The organism is Ochrobactrum sp. BTU1 (genome assembly GCA_018798825.1).
Taxonomy (GTDB): domain Bacteria; phylum Pseudomonadota; class Alphaproteobacteria; order Rhizobiales; family Rhizobiaceae; genus Brucella.
In genome coordinates this window covers 734,978-755,797 of sequence record CP076357.1, presented here as the reverse complement: position 1 = coordinate 755,797, position 20,820 = coordinate 734,978, and the positions used below count along the sequence as shown (strand labels likewise).

The following is a 20,820-nucleotide window of genomic DNA, read 5'->3' as shown; positions in this document are numbered from 1 at the left end:
CTATTTATTGTTGACAATATTGTCTTGTTTGTACGCCAAAGATGGTTGACTTTTTGTCGTGCTTTGAGCTTCTTGACAAAGAAGGGGAGGGTCGCTCATGGCAGAGCTCAAGGGTGCATCGACACAGCAAATTGTCGAGAAAGTATGGTTGTCAATTGCGGAGCGGCGCCTGCGCCCAGGCGTGCAGCTTAAAGAAGAGCAGATGGCAGAGATCTTCGAGGTCAGCCGCGCACGAATCCGGCAGGCTCTCGCCGCCCTTAAGCGCGAGGGGCTTGTTGATATCGTTCCCAATCGAGGAGCCTTCGTCTGCAAACCGACGGTCGCAGAAGCCAGAGATGTGTTCTTTGTACGTCGCACGGTAGAAACTTGCGTCGTCGAGCGCTTATGTCGCTCGGCAACGCGAACTGATTTGAAGCGGCTCAATGATCACGTCGCGAAGGAACGCATAGCTAATCTGAGTAATCTGGCGACTGATATTATCAAGCTGTCGGGCGGTTTCCATCTACTTCTAGCCGAGCTTGCATCCTCAGATTTCCTGTTCACGATGATGCGTGATCTGGTCTCACGCACGTCGTTAATTACCGCAGTCTATCGCAACGAAGATTACTTTAATTGCGGACCCGACGAGCATGCTGAGATTGTCGATGCAATAATTCAAAAGGATCGGAGCAAGGCGGTAGATCTTATGGCGCACCACCTCGATCATGTAGAAAACCAACTCGATTTGCGAGAAATGAACAGGCATTCTTACGATCTGAGTGCAGCGCTTGCATGATTAAGGCGCAAGCAGAATGATTGTTCTTTGCACAAGGTGAGGTCAGAATTGTAAAATAAACTCATCGCTAATCAAGGAAGACTAGTACTTTTCATCGATAAGGAAAAAAAGGCCGTGACTTTGGCAAATGCGTTTTGATTACCAAAAGGGGGAGTATGGCACATATGGTAGCCGGAATTACCGTGCTCTAATGCCCCTATAACTGATTGTCTGAGAAGGGTTTTTCTCCAATGCTATTGCAATCGGCCATCCCATATTTTCCCTTTTAGAAACGTCTTTGGCCGTTATAGCCTCTATGGCCGTTGCGAAGCTGCATATCGCAGAGGGATTTTGACTGCGCCTCCTGGCGCTCGTTGGCTATGATGAAATGGTTTTGGCTAGCACCGTTTATGAACTATCTTTCTGTCGTCTTGATTTAACTCTCTGCAGCAAATGAAAGTTTGCGTGGAGTTTCTATTGCCGGCGACTTTGGCTTTGCGGTTGTCTCGGACCCACGCAAATGCGTGGCCAGACTGAGCGCATGAGAAAGAGATGTGGTCTAACAACAAAACAGGCCGCACTGAATAAATTCCGGTTGAATATCTTTCCTATCACGCCTGAGAAAAAGACGGCTGCACCTATAGGTGCAGGGGTGCATGATCGAGCTTAACGTCCGGTTTCAGTGTCATTGCGTTAAATGGATAATTCATTTCCGCGCTCTTATGATCTCATCGGCGATCTGAGCATATCGGATGGCGCTATTTTGCTTGTCGAGTTTTGTGCTGCGTCTTCCTCATGGGTAATGAAATGGGTTGAGGATCAACCACATCAGAGCGCACCAATTATAGCTTTTTTGGCCCTTTGGCCCTGCGGCTTTGGAAGTTGCCCTTTACAGTATTGAAAGAAAAGTCTGCAGCTTTCGCGCTTGCAGTTAATTAGAAAACGTCTTAGCGAAGCCGCTCTTTAGGTCTGAAAAAGGGCCAAAAGTGGATTATCAAAGTTTTGTTAAAGAATTTGAAGAGCTAACCGTTATATAACGTAGATCCCTGTAGATTTTATTTTAAAAATATACATAAATCACTTTCAGAAACGCCCGTTCGGACAAACCCACTTGCGGCGCGCGAAGTAAGCGTAATGTTGCTTAATAGGGTGAATTTGAAGTTGTAGGGGAAATTGCGCATGATCGCATCGATAGCAAATTTTGAAGAGCAGTCGTCCGAATTGCTTGAGGCATCCAATAGATCGTCTGATGCTCATTGGAGAGACGCAGGCACGCTTCTTCGTGGTGGTCGAGTAGGCAAGTATAAGGGCATCGCTGGCGGTATCGCGCCTTTCAGCACGGGCTTAACGCTCTCGCTTACAGGTTTTATAGTTGGTACCGCGGTGGGGCTCGCAACACTGTTTGCTTGGTCGTCTCCATCATTCGCGGGGAGCTGTACCACAGTAGACTCCGTGACGTGGACCTGTTCAGGTCCTGCGTCGGGAAGCGGCGGCGATGCGCCGGTGAATATTTCGGAACCTACGCCTGTAACGGTAATCACCCAACCGGGATTTGGTTTGTCGACCGCTGGGGACGCATTTTACGTCGATGTGATCGGTGGGGTCAGCGTAACGGACGCAAACGCTTCAACCATTATCTCCGCCGATGGAATTGGCATGGCGGTGTATAATAATGGGGTATCGGGCGCCGTTACAGTAACATCAAATGGCAGCGTAACCGGCCTTGCAGGTATTATCGTCTCCAATTATGGCACAAGTTCAACGACGGTTACGACTTCAGGCACTGTTACGGGAACTTCCGGGAATGGTATTCAAGTTAGCAATGGCGCTGATGCACAAGATTTGATTGTCAACCAAATAGGCGGATCGATTTCTGGTACAGATAATGGGATTCTTACGAGCCACAGCGGAATTGGCTCGACTATAATTGGTGTGGCCGGTGATCTGAGCGGCGCAGGTGACAATGGCATCTGGGCGCTGAATTATTCGACGGCGAAGAATATCGACATTACGCAGGAATCGGGTAGCACTATTACCGGATATACGCACGGCATTCGCGCTGACAATTACGGCACAGGTGCTGTGTCGATTACAACGGCCGGGATCATCAATCAGACTCAGACTGGCGCCACCAATAACGACACCTATGGCGTCTACGGCTATAATGAAGGGGCAGCGACCGATATTACGCTTATCCAGACAGCGGGATCGATTTCTGCCAACTGGTATGGCATGTTTGCCAATAATCGAGGTATCGGATCAACTACGATCATCAGTTCGGGCGATGTCACGGCTGTGGTACGCGCCGGTCTCTATGCTTTTAACGCCGCCACCGCCAAGGATATCATTGTTGAGCAAAAAGCAGGAACGATCAAAGGCGGTCTTTACGGGGTGTTTGCAGACAATGCAGGCACCGGCTCGACAGCGGTTACGCTTGCAGACGATGTGAGCGCGACCGGTACTTATGGCGTCTATGCCCGCAACGCCAGCAGTTCCACTGATCTGCGGGTAAATCAGACAGGGGGCTCGATCACCGGGGCAACTTACGGCATTTATGCGTTTAATCGCGGCACTGGCGCAACGACTGTTGCGGTTTCGGGCAACGTGACCGGTGGTGCTAATGGGTACGGTATCTTTGCCAGCGGTGGCGCAAACACCACTGGTGTGACAGTACAACAGACATCGGGTGCCATTGCAGGCGCCACGGGTATTCTGCTTTCCAACCAAGGTACTGGACCGTCTCTCGTTAGCATCGTCGACAAAGTGAGCGGCAGCACAGGTGCTGGTATTCAGACATTGTCCGCGAATGGTGCAACCATCAATATTGCTCAGACGGCCACGCTTTCAGCAACTTCAGGTATCGCTATCCGTGACGGTGGTGCTCCAGGCGATCCGGCAGAATCTGACGCGCTGGGAGGCAATGTCATTGTCAACAGCGCTGGTACGGTCACAGGCGATGCAATTCTTGGATTGGGCGACGATACCTTCAATCTGATCGCGGGAACCTATACCGGCAATATTTATGGTGATGATCGCGATGACGCCCAGAGCAGTGATGGCATTGTCAACCACGAGGGCAACGATACATTCACCTGGACAGGTGGCAAGCTTATTGGCGGTTTCTACGGTCAGGACGGGTCTGACACAGCAACCGTCAGTGCGTCGAGCTATGACGGCTCGCAGATGCTTGACGGCGGTGATGACACCTCCATTGCTGACGGCATGATTGATACGCTCACGCTCAAGGGCGTGACTGCGACCAGCAATGGCAACAAGATCATCAACTGGGAAGTTGTTAATCTCGATGGTGCCAATCTGTCGATTGACGATGGTGCATGGCATGTTGGCGAGGCGGATGAAGGAACAACCGGCGTAAACCTCACCAACGGCTCCACGCTTGACGGGATGGCATCGCTCGCCTTCGACGGTAATATGACGATCGATCGCACCTCCACATTCATTGGAACGGGAGATGGAAAAGGGGTTTATTCATTTACTGGCGATGTGACAAATGCCGGAACCATCACCACGGTTGATAATGCTGTTGGCGATACTGTGATCGTCGGCGGAGACTATAATGGCAATGGCGGACAGATGCTGTTTGACGTCGTTCTTGGTGACGACAATTCCAAGACAGACATGATGATCGTCAATGGCGATACATCCGGCACGACCAATGTCGGCGTCAACAATGTCGGTGGAACGGGTGCGCAGACCAATGAAGGCATCAAGATTATCGAAGTAAACGGTGCTTCTAACGGCTCATTCTCGCTGCTTGGTGATTATACGGTCGGCGGCAAGCAGGCGGTTGTGGCTGGTGCCTATGCCTATCAGCTTTATCAGGGCGGCACTTCAACGCCTAATGATGGCAATTGGTATCTGCGTTCACAGCTCACACCAACCGAACCATCAACACCACTTTATCAGGCTGGCGTTCCAGTCTATGAAGCCTATCCTCAGGCATTGCTGGGCTTAAACGGCGTTCCGACATTGCAGCAGCGTGTTGGCAATCGCTTCTGGGCCGGTAACGGCAACAAGGTTGTTGCACAGGGTGCTGATCCAATTGGAACACCCTATGCTGCTCCTGAAGAAGCCGGTGTTGTGATTGAAGGCAATGGTGTATGGGGCCGCATCGAAGGCGCACATAACAGCATCAATCCACGCTTCTCGACTTCGAGTACGGATTACGACCAGAATGTCTTCAAACTTCAGGCTGGTATTGATGGCCTGTTGACGGAAACAGAAAATGGCAAGCTGATTGGTGGGATCACGATCCACTACGCCCATGGCAAGACCGATGTTAACTCGGTTTATGGTGATGGCGAGATCAGCACGAACGGTTACGGCTTTGGTGGCACGCTGACCTGGTATGGCGAAAATGGCTTCTACCTCGACGGTCAGGGTCAGGTGACCTGGTATAAGAGCGATCTGGACTCGAACCTTGCCAACGCCAACCTTGCTGACGGCAACAAGGGCTTTGGCTATACGCTGTCTCTTGAAGGCGGCAAGCGGATTGCGATTGATCCGGCATGGTCGCTCACACCACAGGCACAGCTGGTTTACTCCAATGTCGATTTTGATGCCTTCACCGATCCATTCGGTGCACGTGTCAGTCTGGACCGCGGTGAAAGCCTTCAGGGTCGTCTTGGTCTCACGCTTGATCATGAAGACTCGTGGCAGAATGAGAATGGCATGCTGAACCGCACGCATGTTTACGGCATTGCCAATCTTTACTACGAGTTCCTGGAAGGCACACGCGTTGATGTTGCAGGCACCAGTTTCGCCAGCGAGAAGGACCGTCTGTGGGGCGGACTTGGTGTTGGTGGTTCTTACAACTGGAACGACGATAAATACTCGATCTATGGTGAGGGCCTCGTCAACACCAGCCTAAACAACTTTGGCGACAGCTATTCCGTCAAGGGAACTGTCGGCTTCCGTATGAAATGGTAATGCAAAAATAGGAATAGGGCCTGAAGCAGGCCCTATTCATCGTGATTGCGGTAAATCCACTGACGATCCATCCGTCATCGGCAGTGGATTTACTCATTTGTAGTCAGGCTTTTTCGAGCAATTGACTTACTCAAATCATTGATCGGCTGAGGCCCCCATCAATCGGCAGGGCGACCCCATTGATATAGCTCGCGCCTTCGCTTGCCAAAAAGGCAACTACTTCTCCGAACTCTTCAGGTGTTCCATAACGTCTTGCCGGAATTTCTCTCTGGCTTTCGGCAGCGATGACAACTGGATCGACCCCACGCGCGGCTGCATCCATCTCGTCCAGATGGGTGGTTCGCTCCGTCAAAAACCGGCCCGGCAAGACGAGATTAACGGTGACGCCATCTTCTGCCACTTCAGATGCGAGCGTCTTTGCCCATCCGGCAACAGCTGATCTTAACGCGTTGGAAGCGGTAAGAGAGGGAATAGGTTCGCGAATGCTGGTAGAAGAGACCGCAATAATTCTCCCAAAATTTTGCGCCCGCATTGCAGGTAAAAAGTGCGCGGCTACTTCGATCTGACTGAGAAACATACCGCGGAACTGCGCATTCCAGTTCTCTTCGTCAAAGTGAGATGCGGCAAAGGGTGCTGGTCCCCCGCCATTGAGAAGAAGGACGTCGATGCAGCCAAGAGAATTTTCGACATCCTCCATCATTTTAGTGACGCTGTCTGGAATTGTGAGATCGCAGGGAAAGGACATGACCGTCCCTCCATTTTTGATGAGCCGATCTTCGGCCGCCCGCAGTGCAATTTCATCTCTGCCGACCAGAATGACATTTAGACCCCGCTTTACCAGAGCGCTGGCAACGCCAAATCCAAGCCCTCTGCTTCCGCCGAGCAGAAGCGCTGTTCGTATAGTGTCTCTCATCTTGGAATCTTCACTCAGATATTAATGCAACTGGATTTGTTTTATGGCATCGGCGAAAAAGGCGATGTCGTCATCGGTTGTGCTCAGATGGACGGAGGCCCGAAGCAATTCGGTAATTCCCCGCATAGCCATATCGTAAGGGGTATAGTTTAGCCCGTTCATGCCTATATTTGCGCGCTTGCCGAGGCGCTGTTTGACGGTTGCACAGGACATGCCGTCGATTGCAAAGGTGACAGAGGCGCTCTTGCATTTCCCAAGATCAAGCAGTCGAAGGTTTTGCACACCAGCAAGAGCCTTCCGTAGAAGCTCCGCTTTATGGTCAAGTTGCAGTCGAATGTTGTCGACGCCGAGATCAAGGGCTTGATCTAGTGCTTTGCCAAGGCCTAGTTGGAGAGCAACCGATGTTTCCCCAAACTCCAAAGCTCGAGCACTGTTTGCCACCACAACGCTTCCATTTCTTAGCGTTGAGGAGTGGTTGTCGATACCGCGGGGTATAAGCTCTGCGGCAAGGCGGGGCGAAACATAGGCTAATGCCGTTCCGCGGGGTCCACGCAAAAACTTTCGCCCGCACCCAATCAGAGCGTCGCATCTGAGTTCAGTGACATCGATCGGAATCTGACCAAGTGCTTGACTGGCATCAATGATAAAAAATGCCGAGGATGAAGCCTCACGAATGGCAGCACCAATAGCTGCGGCCGGATTGATCAATGTACTGCCTGCACCTATCCAGGTGAGCGCGACAATGCGAACGTTAGGGGTAAGGCTTGCGAGAAGTGCGACCGGATCCACTGCACTTAGTTCATCAGATGCCAATAAGGACAGCGATGCTCCGTCCAACTGGGCGCAGCGCTGTAGAGAAAGCACATTTCCTATCCATTCCTGACGGCTGACAAGTACCGTGTCCCCTTTGGAAAGCGAAATCGCACTGATCAAGTTTCCATAGAGTTGACCGTGACTTGATCCGAAAGCCACCTCATCGGGCGAACATCCTAGAAGCTTCGCAGCAGCGAGATATGTATTCTTGATTGCATCAGCTGCCACGGTTCCAGCCTCCATTGGCCCGATTTGAGCTTCGAGACTTAGATGGTTAACAATCGCTGCAGTCGTCTCGGATGACGGCAGGCCGGCTCCGCTGTGGTTAAGATGAAGGATAGCCATTGAAGCGTGCTCTCGATTACCGAAGGTGAAATACGGCTTCGACTTCGACCGGCACATTTGCGGGCAATCCCGCGACGCCGATCGCAGAGCGCGCGTGCTCGCCGCGGTCGCCAAATACTGTCTGCATGACCTGCGAGGCGCCATTTCCGATCTGGGAATAGTTGCTAAATCCAGGCACCGCGTGGATAAAGACTGTAAGCTTAACAAGCTGCGTCACCCGATCTAAATCTCCCCCAAGCGCCTCATTTGCCCAGAATATGATATTTGCTGCGCATAGCTTTGCACTCTCATAGGCAGACTGCGCGTCGATTTCACGCCCGACTTGCCCGACATAGGCAATGTCGGTTCCTCTTTCAGGTATCTGACCCGACACATAGAGAAAATTGTTTATTTCAATCGTCGGAGAGAAGGGTAAATCTGGCCTCGATAGCTGTGGCCAGTCTAATCCGCACGCCGCGAGTTTTTCTCGATAAGAAGACATCTGTCACTCCATTATTTCAACTGCTCATCTCTTGCCAAAGATTGGATGTGACGAGTATCCTTATAATTGTTAAGTCACTATAAGGAAACGTTATGGAGCCGAGCTACGACCTGAGATTGCTCCGGATGTTCGTCGCAGTTGCTGAAACAGGCGCTGTGAGCAAGGCTGCAGATCGTTTGTCGCGTACTCAGGCAGCGGTCAGTATGCAACTGCAAAAAATCGAGCGAGAGTTGGAAAGTGAGCTTTTAAAGCGGTCGTCGCGTGGTGCTACTTTAACAGCAGCCGGAGAGAGGTTTTTAGCTTACGCGCGAAAGGTCATTGCCCTCACCGATGATATGCAACGTGGCCTCATTGATAATCCTTTGATTGGCCGTATTAGGCTTGGCCTTTTTGAGGATTTGGCGGTGACGCGTTTGCCAATCGCGCTCGCTCAATTCCGACAGCAACATCCATCCGTTGAGATTGAACTGATATCGTCGAATTCCGCTCAACTTGCACGAATGTTCTCGCAAGGGGATCTAGACGTCGTCATTGCCGACCCGGCTCGTTTCACACAAGCGCCCGTAAGTCACATTTCAAATCAACTCGTCTGGAGTGCGAGCCGATTGCTTGATGTAGATGATGACAAGCCACTTCCCGTGGTGCTCTTTGCAACCTCATGTTCTTGGCAGGATCGAATGATCGCTTTACTTGCCGAGAAGGGAATTGAATGGCGGGTCGGATGCCGGGTTGAAAGCTTGAGCGCAATGTTGGCGGCTCTTCGAGCAGGACTAGGAGTGGCGGTCCTGTTTCCTCAGGCTGTGCCACCAGATTGCGAGGTCATTAATGGGCGATACAATCTTCCGTTAGCACCAATTGCGGAATTTGGCATCTATACCTTGAATGCACCAACACCACTTGTGACCGAACTATCCAAAATTCTCGTAATCTAGATGATATAAACGTCTCCGCGTCACCAGTGCATCGCTCAAGCGGCAGTATTCAGGAGCCGGTCAACACAGATTAATCTGCGAATGTAAACCCTTTTCCACGGACGGCATGCAGAGGAAGCAACATGTTTGCTCTCTTGGCCCGCTGGCGCAAGCGACTGACGATCGTATCAAGATGTGCGTAATTGAATTCATAGATGTCTTCATCCAGCGCCTCAATCAGCGCATCGCGGGTAACGGTTTGGCCGCGATCCATGAACAATCGACCCATTAAACTCCGTTCAGCGGTAGTTAAACGAAGCCGATTGCCTGAACTGTCGATGAGCGTCCAACCGCCCTCAAGAATGCTCCAGCCGCTTTTCGCCTCAGGACGGGCACTAGTTCTTTTCAGACGGTCGTGAAGCGCCAGGACGGTTGCTGCGAGTTCGCGAACATCGATTGGCTTTACCAGATAGGCATCTGCGCCAGTTTTAAGACCATCAATCCGGTCGTCAACGGATCCGCGTGCAGTGGCGATGATAATGCCGACCGACTGCGATCCGCGTAAATAGGAGACGATCGATAAACCATCCTCATCGTCGAGCCCGATGTCGAGAATTATGATATCGCACGGCTTTGCTGCATAAGCGCGATAGAGCGATGCCGCATTGCCAAAGCCCCGAACATCCAGTCCTTGCTGGGATAAACTTAAGACCATTTCCTCGCGGTAATCTGCGTCGTCATCGACCAGGTATACAAGCGGTGGAGCGATAGAATGGGGTTGCTTAAGTTTTTCGGTCGTCATCGATAACTCTGTTTGTAAGCCGATACCGGGCCGAATAGCCAAGTATCAATGTTTATTGTGTTTGTTCACCTGCCGGAGGAACACAAATGCGGTTTCCAATGTCTTCATCTGTGTTCGCATCGATACGTAGCGCCAACGCTGGTTGCCAGTTTAACCCAGTGAGTTACCGTCTTTCAGACGATAACTCAGATCGGTGTCCTTACTTGATGCTGACCAACCGGTTCACGGCCGCCGTAAAACCTGCAAGCGGGACGGGGATTGAAATTTTCGCTCCCTTGTCCGTCTCAAGATTGAGGGTCAAGGTTGTCCCAGCTTTCAAAACAGAAAGGAAATCAGAAGAGAGCGGGATTGACGCAATTGCACCATTGGCTGTGCTGCTGGAAATCGGAGCGGTTGAAAGCTCACCTTTGTCCACTTGATAGGCAACGCCGCTCTGCAGCTTAAGCCCGTGTGGAAGGACCATCGTCATGAAGAGTTCAGGCTTGGCTGAGGATTTGGAAACAGCCAATACCGTGACAAGTTCACCAGTTTGCTGCCTGAAGAAGCGCTGCTCGATCTGGCAATCAAGGGGTGCGGTTGCGGCATCCGCGCTGCGGCAAGCCAGAGACCACGCTGCGGGCGCCGCACCGTTCTGTGGCTTGTCTTGAGCCATCGCAGCTGACATGGAGCTGAGAGAGAAAACAGAGGCGAGAGAGAAGGCGATAGTCGCCGCGGAAGCATTCATTGTCAGCATCCAATCATTCAACATGTGTGAGAGCGGTTAGCTCTAAGGACTTCTAGCGCGAGAACGAGACTGCATAGGCTACGGAACTTTGCTGTCTCAGTCTTTAATTGCCTGGTTGATTGCCAGCCTGCCGACTTCAATCCTGCCCGACTTCTAGGCTGCTTGACTGCCGGCCAGGTGGGTTTCTTGGCCAAGTTGGTTCGTTGGTAAGGAGCGCTATTAGAAGAGGGAGTGTAACTGAGCCGCGCTGAAATATCTCCATTCTTTAGGGAGAAACTCATTAAGCGCTAAGGCAGAGAACAGAAGGAGAGCGAGCGCACTACAGATCAATAGCAGCCGGCGCTTGTTTTTATTTCTTCGGACAACGCTTTGTCCTGTCCAGTCGTAAGGAGTGTAACTCCGCAAGTTTCAGTCCTCCGAATTGAAGACCACCAATCCTGGCTTGATACTTTTAGTGCATTTGATGTTCTGAGGCTTTTACCCTGGCCGGAGCGTTTTGAAGGCTCCGGCCAGGGTTAGTCTTTAGCTTGTTACCACTTTACGCGGAAACCGACATTTCCCTTGACGGAATAGCTGTCGCCAAAGTTGTTGAGGCTGGTGTTGACAAGACCTTCACCAAAGATCGAGAACTTGTCGTCGTTCCAGTTGTAAGAACCACCGACACCAAGGCCGCCCCACAGACGTTCCTGTTCGCTGGCAACGCTTGTACCTGCAAAGTCAACACGTGTTCCTTCGAGGAACTCGTAGTAGAGATTTGCAATGCCGTAAACATTGGCGCGGTCGAGCGATCCATTGGCATTCTGCCAGGACGTCTGGTGATCAAGCGTCAGACCCAGACGGCCCTGAAGGCTTTCACCGCGGTCAAGGCTGACACGGGAACCGAACATGTCGTTGAAGGCATCAAAATCGACATTGGAATAGACCAACTGTGCCTGTGGCGTGACCGACCAGGTTGGATCAATTGCAATGCGCTTGCCGCCTTCAAGAGACAGGGTATAGCCGAAGCCCTTGTTGCCATTGTCGATGTTGGCATTAACAAGCAATGCATCGAGATCGCTCTTATACCAGGTCACCTGACCCTGACCGTCGAGGTAGAAGCCATTCTCACCATACCAGGTGAGTGTGCCACCGAAGCCATAACCATCCGTGCTGATTTTGCCGTCACCACTCAGAGAGTCGATGTCGGTTTTGCCATGCGCGTAGTGGACCGTGATCCCACCAATCAGCTTACCAGTTTCTGTTTCAGCCAACAGACCATCAATACCAGCCTGAAGCTTGAAGATATTCTGGTCGTATTCGGTGTTTGACGTCGAGGAGCGTGGCGTGATGCTGTTATGAGCGCCTTCGATACGGCCCCATACACCATTGCCTTCAACTGCAACGCCTGCTTCTTCAGGAGCAGCATAAGGTGTACCAACTGGATCAGCACCCTGTGCAACAACCTTGTTTCCGTTACCGGCCCAGACGCGGTTGCCAACACGCTGCTGCAGCGAGGAAACGCCATTCAGACCAAGCAGTGCCTGTGCATAGGCTTCAGCGGTTGGTACAGCAGCAGAATAAAGCGGAACTGCAGTCCCTGGGTTAGTTTGCTCACCTGGATTTCCTGGATTGCCTGGATTGCTTGGGTTGCTTGGATCGACAGGAGCCACCGGTGCAACCTGCGAACGGAGATACCAATCACCATCAGTTGGTGTGGAAACACCGTTCTTCCAGAGGGTGTAACCGTAAGCGCCGACAACCTTGACCTGCTGATTGTTGAGCGAGTAGTTACCACCAACGAGCGTGAAGGTGCCGTTTGAAGCGCCCGTAACATCGATAACCTTGATGCCTTCAACAGTCGGTGCACCAGTGCCGCCGAGATTGTTTACACGCAGATCCGTCGAACCCGAAGTGCTGCCACCGACCTTGAACACATCGGTCGCCGAAGTATCTCCGCCGAGAACGGTGTCTACAACAATGGTGCCACCTGCACCGACATAATTGCCAGTGGTTGTCAGTGTGTTACCGGCATTATCTGCACCGATGGAAAGTACCGCTGGATTACCAGCACTGTCCTTGCCCACAGTGAAGACGTCAGTGGTCAGTGTTCCAACGAGATCGGCTGTGCCACCATTCAGATTAACGGCATCCCAGTTTCTGATTTCCTGAGTTGCAGTCTGAAGGTCGCGAGTGAAGTTCGAAACACTATTGAGTGTCAGAACATCACCACCGGTGCTGCCAGCGCCACCATCAAGTGTCCCGACATTGGTCATGTCGGTGCTGTTGAAGGTCAACTTATCGTCACCGGCACCAAGGCGGAAGCCACCGGTTACTGTCGACTTGCCAACGTTAACGACAGAATCGCCGCCATTGTCGGTGATCGCAAAGCCGGCTTTGGTTGCAGCCTGAACCGTGGAACCGTCATTGAAGTTAACGGTGGTCGTGCCAGGCGTTCCATAGACCCAGATAACGCCGTCATACGCGGGAAGTGACGCAGTTGACTTCAGTGTGCCATCAACATTGACGGTCGTTCCTGCATCGCTGTTGTTGGTCAAGTCCATCGTATTATTGTAGGACGTGATGGTGCTGCTCGCAGCAACATTGACCACGAGAGGACCTTTGTGTTCAACCACGCGGATGCCGTCGCCGCCGAGTGGACCTGCTGCTGGCGTATTGATAGCACCGTTGGTGTTGATTACAGTACCTTTAGCTGCATTCGAAACGACATTGATGGCAACGTTGTTAGCCGTATCAATGTTGTTGACCGTAATGATATTCTGGGCGTCAGGCGCAGCGCCGAACGAAGCAGAGTCGTTAAGGAAGTCAATGCCCACTCCGCCCGACTTGATCGTGCCGGTCGAAGTGATTGTTGCAACACCGGTGCCGCTATGAATAGCATTGATGCCGTCGCTGCCTGACGTGATGTTGTTTACGTCAACATTCAGGTTCTTAGTCGTGAAATAGGTATCGAAGACGATACCGATACTCGCCGCGTTAATGTCATGGGCCGCAATATTAACGTCGCCCGTGCCCGAGGTGTTGAACCAGATACCATGGCCAGCTTTGGTCGTGATATCATTGGCATTGACGATCGTATCGCCGCTACCATTATGATTAAAACGAATACCGTATGACCCGGAATTGACGTTGTTGACGTTGATTTCCAGTCCGGAAGTGTACGCGCTGGTGTCGATATTGATGCCCTCATTTCCAGCGGTGACATCGCCGATATTAAGGGTTGTCTTTCCAGCATTTGGGCCGGCATCCACGTCAAACCAGATGCCATTACGAGCCGCATCAATTGATCCAACGTTGAAATTGACGTCGCCAGTGCCACTGGCAAAGCCGTACATACCATCAAGGCCGGACACAATCTTGTTCACGTCAACGTTAAAGCTGCCCGTTGCTGGACCAGTATCAAAGTTGATGCCTGTGCTGTCGGATTCGATATTGTTTGCGCTGACAGTAATATCACCGGTACCCGCATTGCCGGTTAGGTCAATGCCGTAAATGCCAGCTTTGATATCCTGAGCGTCAATATTAATCCCGGTGGTGTTGGCTGTACCGGCAGCAATAATACCGGTGCCACCAGCGTCGATTAGTCCGGATGCGGTGATGTCGAGAGTGCCTGTTCCTCGGTGGGTGACGTAAATGCCGTGGGATCCGGTCGTCATATTATTGACGTTAATTTCCAGCCCTGAGGTATTCGCGTTGGTGTCGATATTGATCCCCTGATCGCCAGCGGTGATATCGCCGATATTGAGGGTCGTCTTTCCTGCATTCGGGCTGGCGTCGATGTCCATCCAGACGCCAATACGGTCTGCCTCGATCGATCCAACGTTGATCTCAACGTTGCCAGTGCCACTTGCATAGCCGTTAATACCATCAAGGCCGGAATCGATCTTGTTTACATCAACGGTGAAGTTGTTTGTGAGCGGACCATTATCGAAGTTGATGCCAGTGCTGCCGGATTCGATATTGTTTGCTTTGACAGTAACATCACCGGTACCTGCATTGCCGGGCAGGTTGATACCGATACCGCCAGCTTTAACGTCTTGTACGTCGATAGTAACGCCAGTCGTTCCCAATCCCGACACGGCATTAACGCCTATGCCGGCGCTTTCAATCGGTCCACTGGCAATGATCTCAATCGTGCCTGCGCCGCCATTTGATGCGTAAATGCCATTGTAGGCAGCACCGGTTGCATGAATCTCGTTAACATCGATCTTTATTCCGCCAGTGGAACCAGCAGCTGTTCTGGCATAGATACCGTCCCACGCACTGTTGATCGTGCCGGTGGAGGTGATTGCCATACCACCAGTACCATTGTTGACGGCTTCAATGCCGCGTCGTTCACCGTCAAGATCATTGACATTGATAATGACGTCGCCTGTTCCGGCATTATTCGTTACCGAAACCGCGTCATAAGCTCCAGTGATGTGCCCATTGGAGTTCACGATCAGGTCACCCGAGCCTGAGTTTGCGACCGTCACGCCATATCCATCTAGGCCAATGGCAGTACCGCTCGTGATCGACGATGCGTTGGTGTCAGTAAACGAAGCGCCTCCGGTGCTGGTGATTGCGATAGCATTTCCGGCCCCACCAACGGTGAGCCCGAAACCGGCTTCAGTCGTAACGTTAACATCGGTTCCTGTAATCGCCTGCGTGTCATCGGCGGCATCAGCAGGGCCCGAACAAACGGAAGTTGGTCCAGTCGTGCAAGAGCCCGCCAACGAGGCTGAAGGCGCAGCAAAAAAAGCGGTCAGCGCAATCAGTGAAGTGGAAGCGAGACCGGTCAAGAAAGTCGAACCAGTGGCTTCATGCGGGGCGACGCCGCCGGCGATGCCCTTATATTTTGCAACGCGGCCACCGCGGAGAAGGATACCACGCCACGCTTCACGCGATTCCGTGTTCTGCTGTATATTGGTTGAGATAGACATAGAATTCCTCTTTGGGCATGTTGCTGAGAGTGCGTGAATTTTCTGGAAGGCTTAACCCGCCGTCACCCCGTCGATGAAGGAAAGGTCAATGCTTGAAAAGGCAAATGAGCTCTGTTCTTGGTGCCAGGACTAATGACCCCATTTTGGCTTTCCGAAGTCCGTGACGAATAATTCCAATTATCTGTTGGAACCAATCGACTTGTCGCATGTTCACTAAGTCCATCGGTCAGTAAGCCGGACGGGGTCGCGTGCGAATTGGTGGTGATAATCTGCAATGAACCCGCCCCCTGACAACCGATCAATTCCAAAGCGCCCCCAACCAACGATGGGCGCGCGCAAGACCTTCGAAATGTAACTTTTCGCAGCGGAGGCTATCTGTTCAATAGTGTTTTAACAATTTCACTAAATGTCAGATATTTACACTTCCTAACATATAATGCGCTGCACGATTGTGCTCATGATTTGAAGGCGTTAGGGCGAACTTGGCTTCAATGCTACCTTGTTTCAAACCTAAGTTGCACACTTAAAAAACCAGCATCAGTAGGGGTTGAATAACGGTAGGATTCGCCTTGAAACGAGACTGCAAACATTAACCATAACGGTTGTACTTATCGCTGGACGAGATCTGAAATTGGGAATCATCGGAGTGGACACTCGACATATTTCGAAGCTGATCGCAGCATTAGAACCCGAGTGTAACTTTGGTGCAACAGAGGCGCCGGGATGGGTGTGGTTTCCGAGCTGAGAGACGACGCCATCGGGGAAAGCAGCTGCGAATCCTCACGACTATTTTTGAGCGAAACTTCCAGTTGTGAAAAACATGCCAAGCCACAGTGTATGATTGTTGCACTTTGGCCGCGTGGGCCAGGGTCCTAAAAACCTAATGCAAGTCGAGCTTCTCAGCCGGCAAAGGTGAAGCCCCGGCCGCGAATTGCGTGCAGCGGCAATGAAATTCCGACTTTTTGAGCGCGCCGCCGCAACCGGCTAACTATTGTATCGAGATGCGCGTAGTTAAAATCATAGATATCTTCGCCCAATGCCTCGACGAGCGCCTGGCGCGCGACGATAGTTCCTTGATCAGCTAACAGACGCTCCAACAGTTGCCGTTCTGATGTGGTCAGGCGCAGGCGATTCTTATTGTCGTCCATTATGACCCAGCCCCCTTCCACAAGGTTCCAGCTCGACGCGGAACTCAGTGCAGGCATTTGTGGCCGTGTATTGCGATCGTTAAGGGCATTGATGGTGGCCGAGAGCGCACGGACGTCAATCGGTTTCACAAGATAAGCGTCTGCGACGGCCTGAATGCTGTTGATTTGATCATCTGTGGCGCCATAAGGCGTCGCCATGACAATTTTCACTGCTTGCGATGTTCGCAAATGTGCAGCGATCGAAAGACCGTCTTCTCCCTCAAGCCCAACGTCGAGTACGACAACATTTGCCGGTCTGGTCGCATAAGCCCTGTAAAGCGATGCAGCATTGTCGAACCCACGAACGATCAAGCCCAGGCTCAACAGCCCCTGTACCATTTCATTGCGGAAATTATCATCGCCATCGACAAGGTAAACGATAGGCATATTAGTGTTAGCGATTTGTGCGCTCATTCTGTCGGCTTCATAAATATCTAATCTGCCCATCTCATTTCCTTCTTGCACAAATGTCGCTTCAATAAATAGAATCTTGCTTTACGCGCCAGTCAGCAGGCCTACTCGCATTGGTAAAAGACGTTTCCGCATACGAGAATTCTTGCCCTTTCCTCCTTGATCTCCTTGCGACCGCAATGAAAACGACATGACTTTATATTAGAAAGGGCTTTCAAGCATCCTCCAGCCGTCTCACATTTATAGTCCATTTGTCTCTTGGGCATTTTAGGCAGTCTCGCGCCTTCCGAACCGCGATAAATGCGCCCTTAGTTCTGAAGTTTTTTGTCCAGCAAGCCATTCATGGCGCGCCTCGTTAGGCGTCAAACCGAAACGGGCACGGAAGCAACGTGTAAAATGCGTCGCATTTGAAAAGCCAAATCCAAATGCTATCTTGGCGATCGAAGGAAAAGCCATATTCTTTTGTTTTAGTTCCAAAAATGCGGCGTCCAGCCTACGGTCTCTGATTAGGCTGGCAACGCCGCCATCTTCAGCAAAGGCGCGATAAACGTGAGCTCGGGAAACATTAAATCGGCGGAGAATTGAATCCAAGCTAAGAGCAGGATTGTTGAGATTCTGGTCGATAAAGTCGAGAACGCGCTGCCGCAGTGCCAAGCTTAGATATCGCACTTCGCCATCGTCGGCTGGATTGCCCCCTTGGAGGGCAGCTGCGAGTAGCGTAATCAATGCTTCCTGTACCGCGGCGCGGTTATCGTCAGACAGATTTGTCTCTAAACTCTTCATGCCCTCGAGATAAGTCGTGAGGAGCTTGGTCATAGGCAATTCTGCCGCAAGTACTCGACCATGCAAGTTGGCAAAACCTGTTGCCTTTGCCAGTGCGGGGCGTGGGATAAGAACCGATATTGTTCCGCCGGAGGTCACTTCGCTTTGAAGAACCTGTTCCAAATCAAGAAGACAGATATCCCCGGTCTTGGCCGAAAAAATGGTCCCAGCACCATCTCCCGATATCGTACCGGCAGTCACGATTGCGACAAGAAAATGATCTAATTCGCTGTAAGCGATGATGCGACGATCGCGCTTGTAGCGCTGAGCGTTAAATGCGACAGAGGCGAACGTTAATCCCGCAATCTCACGTGATCTAATCGCTCCTTCCAAATCATCGCTTTCGCTTCCAACTATCGGTGAAGTTTCATAAAAGGGACGCGATGCCTCCCGCCAGAACTCGCTTCGCAGACTTTTATCAACGAGCTGAGTTGAAACGAACACCTCGTCAGGAAATTTGGCCTGATGATGATTATCCTTCGTCGACATCTGCTCCTCTCCGTCTGGTTACGCTTGCTAAATCGATGAACCTACACGCGAATGCAAACCAGGGCGGCAGTCGAGCCCTGAGTGCGAGCGTGGCGTAAGTTCGATTAACGCGTGGGACCGCAAGGTAGGAGATGTGCGCAGGCTCACCAAAAACGCTTTCAGCGCAGCTGCAAGATACAAAAACGATACATCTATTCGTTTCAACACACGACACCCCCCGCACAGCATCTGAAACAGTCTCTGTCATCCGGTCGATCGGAACACAGTCGCACTATATTAGAATCAGTTTAAACAATCGCGCAAATCGTTCAACCATCCAGGGGGCCCGCGTAACGGTTACTTCTCGACGATTGGTGTGGAAAAGCCCGATCGAAAACGCTCAGTAGCTGACAATCGGAGACCGGGTTCTCATGCCACGACTGTACCAAAGCGATGCTCCACTTCCCTATGGTCTGTTGGACAAGGAGGGTCCACATAATCGAAGAACCAAACGTGAAGCAGTTAAGCAGACCACAGCATCTGGACCAAATAAGGGCTTATCAGAAAGCGGACGCTGCCGGGTGATACCCACACAACTACCCGGCTGAAGGACCGGCGATTGCGCCGTGCTTCAGCGTTCTCCAAAAGCAACGCCCCGGTGCGGTTGCGCCAGGGCGTTGTTCCAGTAATGTTTTGTATGGCGTTTCCGGCGGCTCTCACGGCTCAAGGCACTACCGCCGGACAGTCGCAATCAAGTCGCCCGATACGTTTAATTTTTAACCGTATCCTCCAGGAAGAAGCGACCGAGAGGGTTCTGGTAGAAATTCTCGATGTTCTTGCCAGTCACATTGATGTAAGGGCTATAATAAAGGTCAATCCAGTTTACATCATCTTTTGCCATTTTTTGAAGATCGATGTACATCTCTTCACGCTTCTTGGGATCAAGTTCCAACCGCGCTGCTGCAACGAGATCTTTGACCTTCTCGTTATTGTAGCGTGTCATATAATTCATATTCGTGTCATGGCCTAGGACAAAAGTAGTCTTCTGATCTGGATCTAGGACGTCATTGGTCCAATACATGACCGAGATATCGTAGTCGCCGGCGATAAGCATATCCCAGCTCTGGCTAGGATCGACTTTCTGCAAGTTCACAGTAACACCAGCCTTTTGAAGCTGTTGTTGGAGAAGAACCGCGATCTGCTCGTCGGTTTCATTGCCCGCATTGACAATATAATTAAGTGTAAGATCAGACGCACCAGCGTCCGCAAGCATTTGCTTTGCCTTCTCAGGGTCATATGGCCGCTTGAGATTGTCTGCATAATGATAAAGCGCGCCCTTTGGAATATAAGAATTTGCGACCTGACCAATGCCAAAAGTGACAGTGTCGACAATCGACTGCTTGTCGATGGCTATATCGAGCGCTTGTCGCACTTCTTTCTTCGCAAGTGTTCCATGCTCGTGATTGATTAGAAGGTGATCCTCACGCGTCGAGGTATCTTCGTGAACCTTCAGATTAGGGTCCTTCTTCAGTTCAGCGACGCGCGAAAACGGAACGAAAATAGCTGCATCAAGCTGTCCGGCCTGGACGTTCAGCATACGCGTATTATCGTCGGGAACGGAAATCCATTCAACGCCGTCGAGCTTGACCCGATCCGCTTCCCAGAAATTCGGGTTTCTTTTTAGAATTACGCGATCGCCACGGCGCCATTCATCCACGACAAAGGCTCCTGACGCGACCGGCTTCTCCGCGAAGGCATCTTCACCCATCTCTTCCAATGCCTTTTTTGAAAGAACAGAAACATTTGGCAAGGCAAGTGTGGAAAGGAAGGGTGCAGACGGTGTCTTCAGCTTGACGACCAGGGTGCGTGGATCTGATGCGCCAGCTGTATCGACCACTTTATAGGAGTCGCTCCAGAGCGATGCCGGATTATCTCGAATTCGCAAGATTGAAAAGGCGGCGTCTTCAGCCGTGATGGGCGATCCGTCAGAAAACTTAGCGTCGCGTAGCTTGAACGTATATGTCAAACCATCATCGGAAACTGACCAGCTCTCCGCAAGTCCCGGTTCGAGCTTGGTCCCAGTTTTATCAACCCGCACAAGAACGTCGTAGACATTTGAGAAGACCCAGTTATCAATGTTCTGGGCGGTTTTGATCGGATCGAAGGTTGAGGAATCCTCGCGTCGACCGATAGTCAAAACCCCGGCTGCTTCCGCGAGTGCGGCTCCAAATGTGAGGTTTGTCATCACGGTGATGAGACCGATTTTCATCCATTTTTTTAGCATCTCATATCCCCTTTTGTTTTGATTGAATGCGTGTGC

Annotated in this window: 12 protein-coding genes; 3 read left to right on the top strand and 9 right to left on the bottom strand. The window is 51.4% G+C overall.

From position 1 onward, the window contains the following. Nucleotides 1-97: 97 nt before the first annotated feature. On the top strand, nucleotides 98-775 hold the full coding sequence (locus tag KMS41_26985; GenBank protein ID QWK81444.1) for a GntR family transcriptional regulator: 678 nt from the start codon (nucleotides 98-100) through the stop codon (nucleotides 773-775). Nucleotides 776-3,145: 2,370 nt separating this feature from the next. Continuing rightward, nucleotides 3,146-5,704: an autotransporter outer membrane beta-barrel domain-containing protein gene (locus tag KMS41_26980; GenBank protein ID QWK81894.1), complete on the top strand. Its 2,559-nt coding sequence runs from the start codon at nucleotides 3,146-3,148 to the stop codon at nucleotides 5,702-5,704. A gap of 130 nt (nucleotides 5,705-5,834) precedes the next feature. Here KMS41_26980 and KMS41_26975 read toward each other — a convergent pair whose 3' ends face one another. From KMS41_26975 to KMS41_26965, 3 genes are read right to left on the bottom strand one after another with little or no spacing between them, the layout of a single operon-like run. Next, the gene (locus KMS41_26975) at nucleotides 5,835-6,617 is read right to left on the bottom strand and encodes an SDR family oxidoreductase (protein ID QWK81443.1); all 783 of its coding nucleotides are present in this window, start codon (nucleotides 6,615-6,617) and stop codon (nucleotides 5,835-5,837) included. A gap of 21 nt (nucleotides 6,618-6,638) precedes the next feature. Continuing rightward, on the bottom strand, nucleotides 6,639-7,775 hold the full coding sequence (locus tag KMS41_26970; GenBank protein ID QWK81442.1) for an aminotransferase class V-fold PLP-dependent enzyme: 1,137 nt from the start codon (nucleotides 7,773-7,775) through the stop codon (nucleotides 6,639-6,641). Between the two features lie 16 nt (nucleotides 7,776-7,791). After that, complete coding sequence (locus KMS41_26965) at nucleotides 7,792-8,256, bottom strand: RidA family protein (protein ID QWK81441.1); 465 nt, start codon at nucleotides 8,254-8,256, stop codon at nucleotides 7,792-7,794. Between the two features lie 92 nt (nucleotides 8,257-8,348). Between KMS41_26965 and KMS41_26960 the strand changes: the two genes are divergently transcribed. Beyond that, entirely contained in the window at nucleotides 8,349-9,188 is an 840-nt protein-coding gene (locus KMS41_26960) for a LysR family transcriptional regulator (GenBank protein ID QWK81440.1), read from the top strand. A 70-nt stretch (nucleotides 9,189-9,258) separates the two neighbouring features. Here the strand turns inward: KMS41_26960 and KMS41_26955 are convergent, their stop codons facing one another. The 6 genes from KMS41_26955 to KMS41_26930 form a co-directional block, all read right to left on the bottom strand. Beyond that, nucleotides 9,259-9,969, bottom strand: coding sequence for a response regulator transcription factor (locus KMS41_26955; GenBank protein QWK81439.1), 711 nt, complete (start codon nucleotides 9,967-9,969; stop codon nucleotides 9,259-9,261). 199 nt (nucleotides 9,970-10,168) lie between these two features. Beyond that, entirely contained in the window at nucleotides 10,169-10,693 is a 525-nt protein-coding gene (locus tag KMS41_26950; GenBank protein QWK81438.1) for an invasion associated locus B family protein, read from the bottom strand. A 530-nt stretch (nucleotides 10,694-11,223) separates the two neighbouring features. Continuing rightward, nucleotides 11,224-14,025, bottom strand: a complete 2,802-nt coding sequence (locus tag KMS41_26945; protein QWK81893.1) for an autotransporter outer membrane beta-barrel domain-containing protein — start codon at nucleotides 14,023-14,025, stop codon at nucleotides 11,224-11,226. Nucleotides 14,026-16,511: 2,486 nt separating this feature from the next. Beyond that, nucleotides 16,512-17,246 carry a response regulator transcription factor gene (locus KMS41_26940; GenBank protein QWK81437.1) on the bottom strand — a complete coding sequence of 245 codons (735 nt, stop codon included), beginning with the start codon at nucleotides 17,244-17,246 and terminating at the stop codon, nucleotides 16,512-16,514. Nucleotides 17,247-17,477: 231 nt separating this feature from the next. Then, a complete protein-coding gene (locus tag KMS41_26935; GenBank protein ID QWK81436.1) occupies nucleotides 17,478-18,521 on the bottom strand; it encodes a helix-turn-helix domain-containing protein in 1,044 nt (347 codons plus the stop codon). Nucleotides 18,522-19,269: 748 nt separating this feature from the next. Further along, nucleotides 19,270-20,784 carry an ABC transporter substrate-binding protein gene (locus tag KMS41_26930; protein ID QWK81435.1) on the bottom strand — a complete coding sequence of 505 codons (1,515 nt, stop codon included), beginning with the start codon at nucleotides 20,782-20,784 and terminating at the stop codon, nucleotides 19,270-19,272. Between the last annotated feature and the right edge of the window lie 36 nt (nucleotides 20,785-20,820).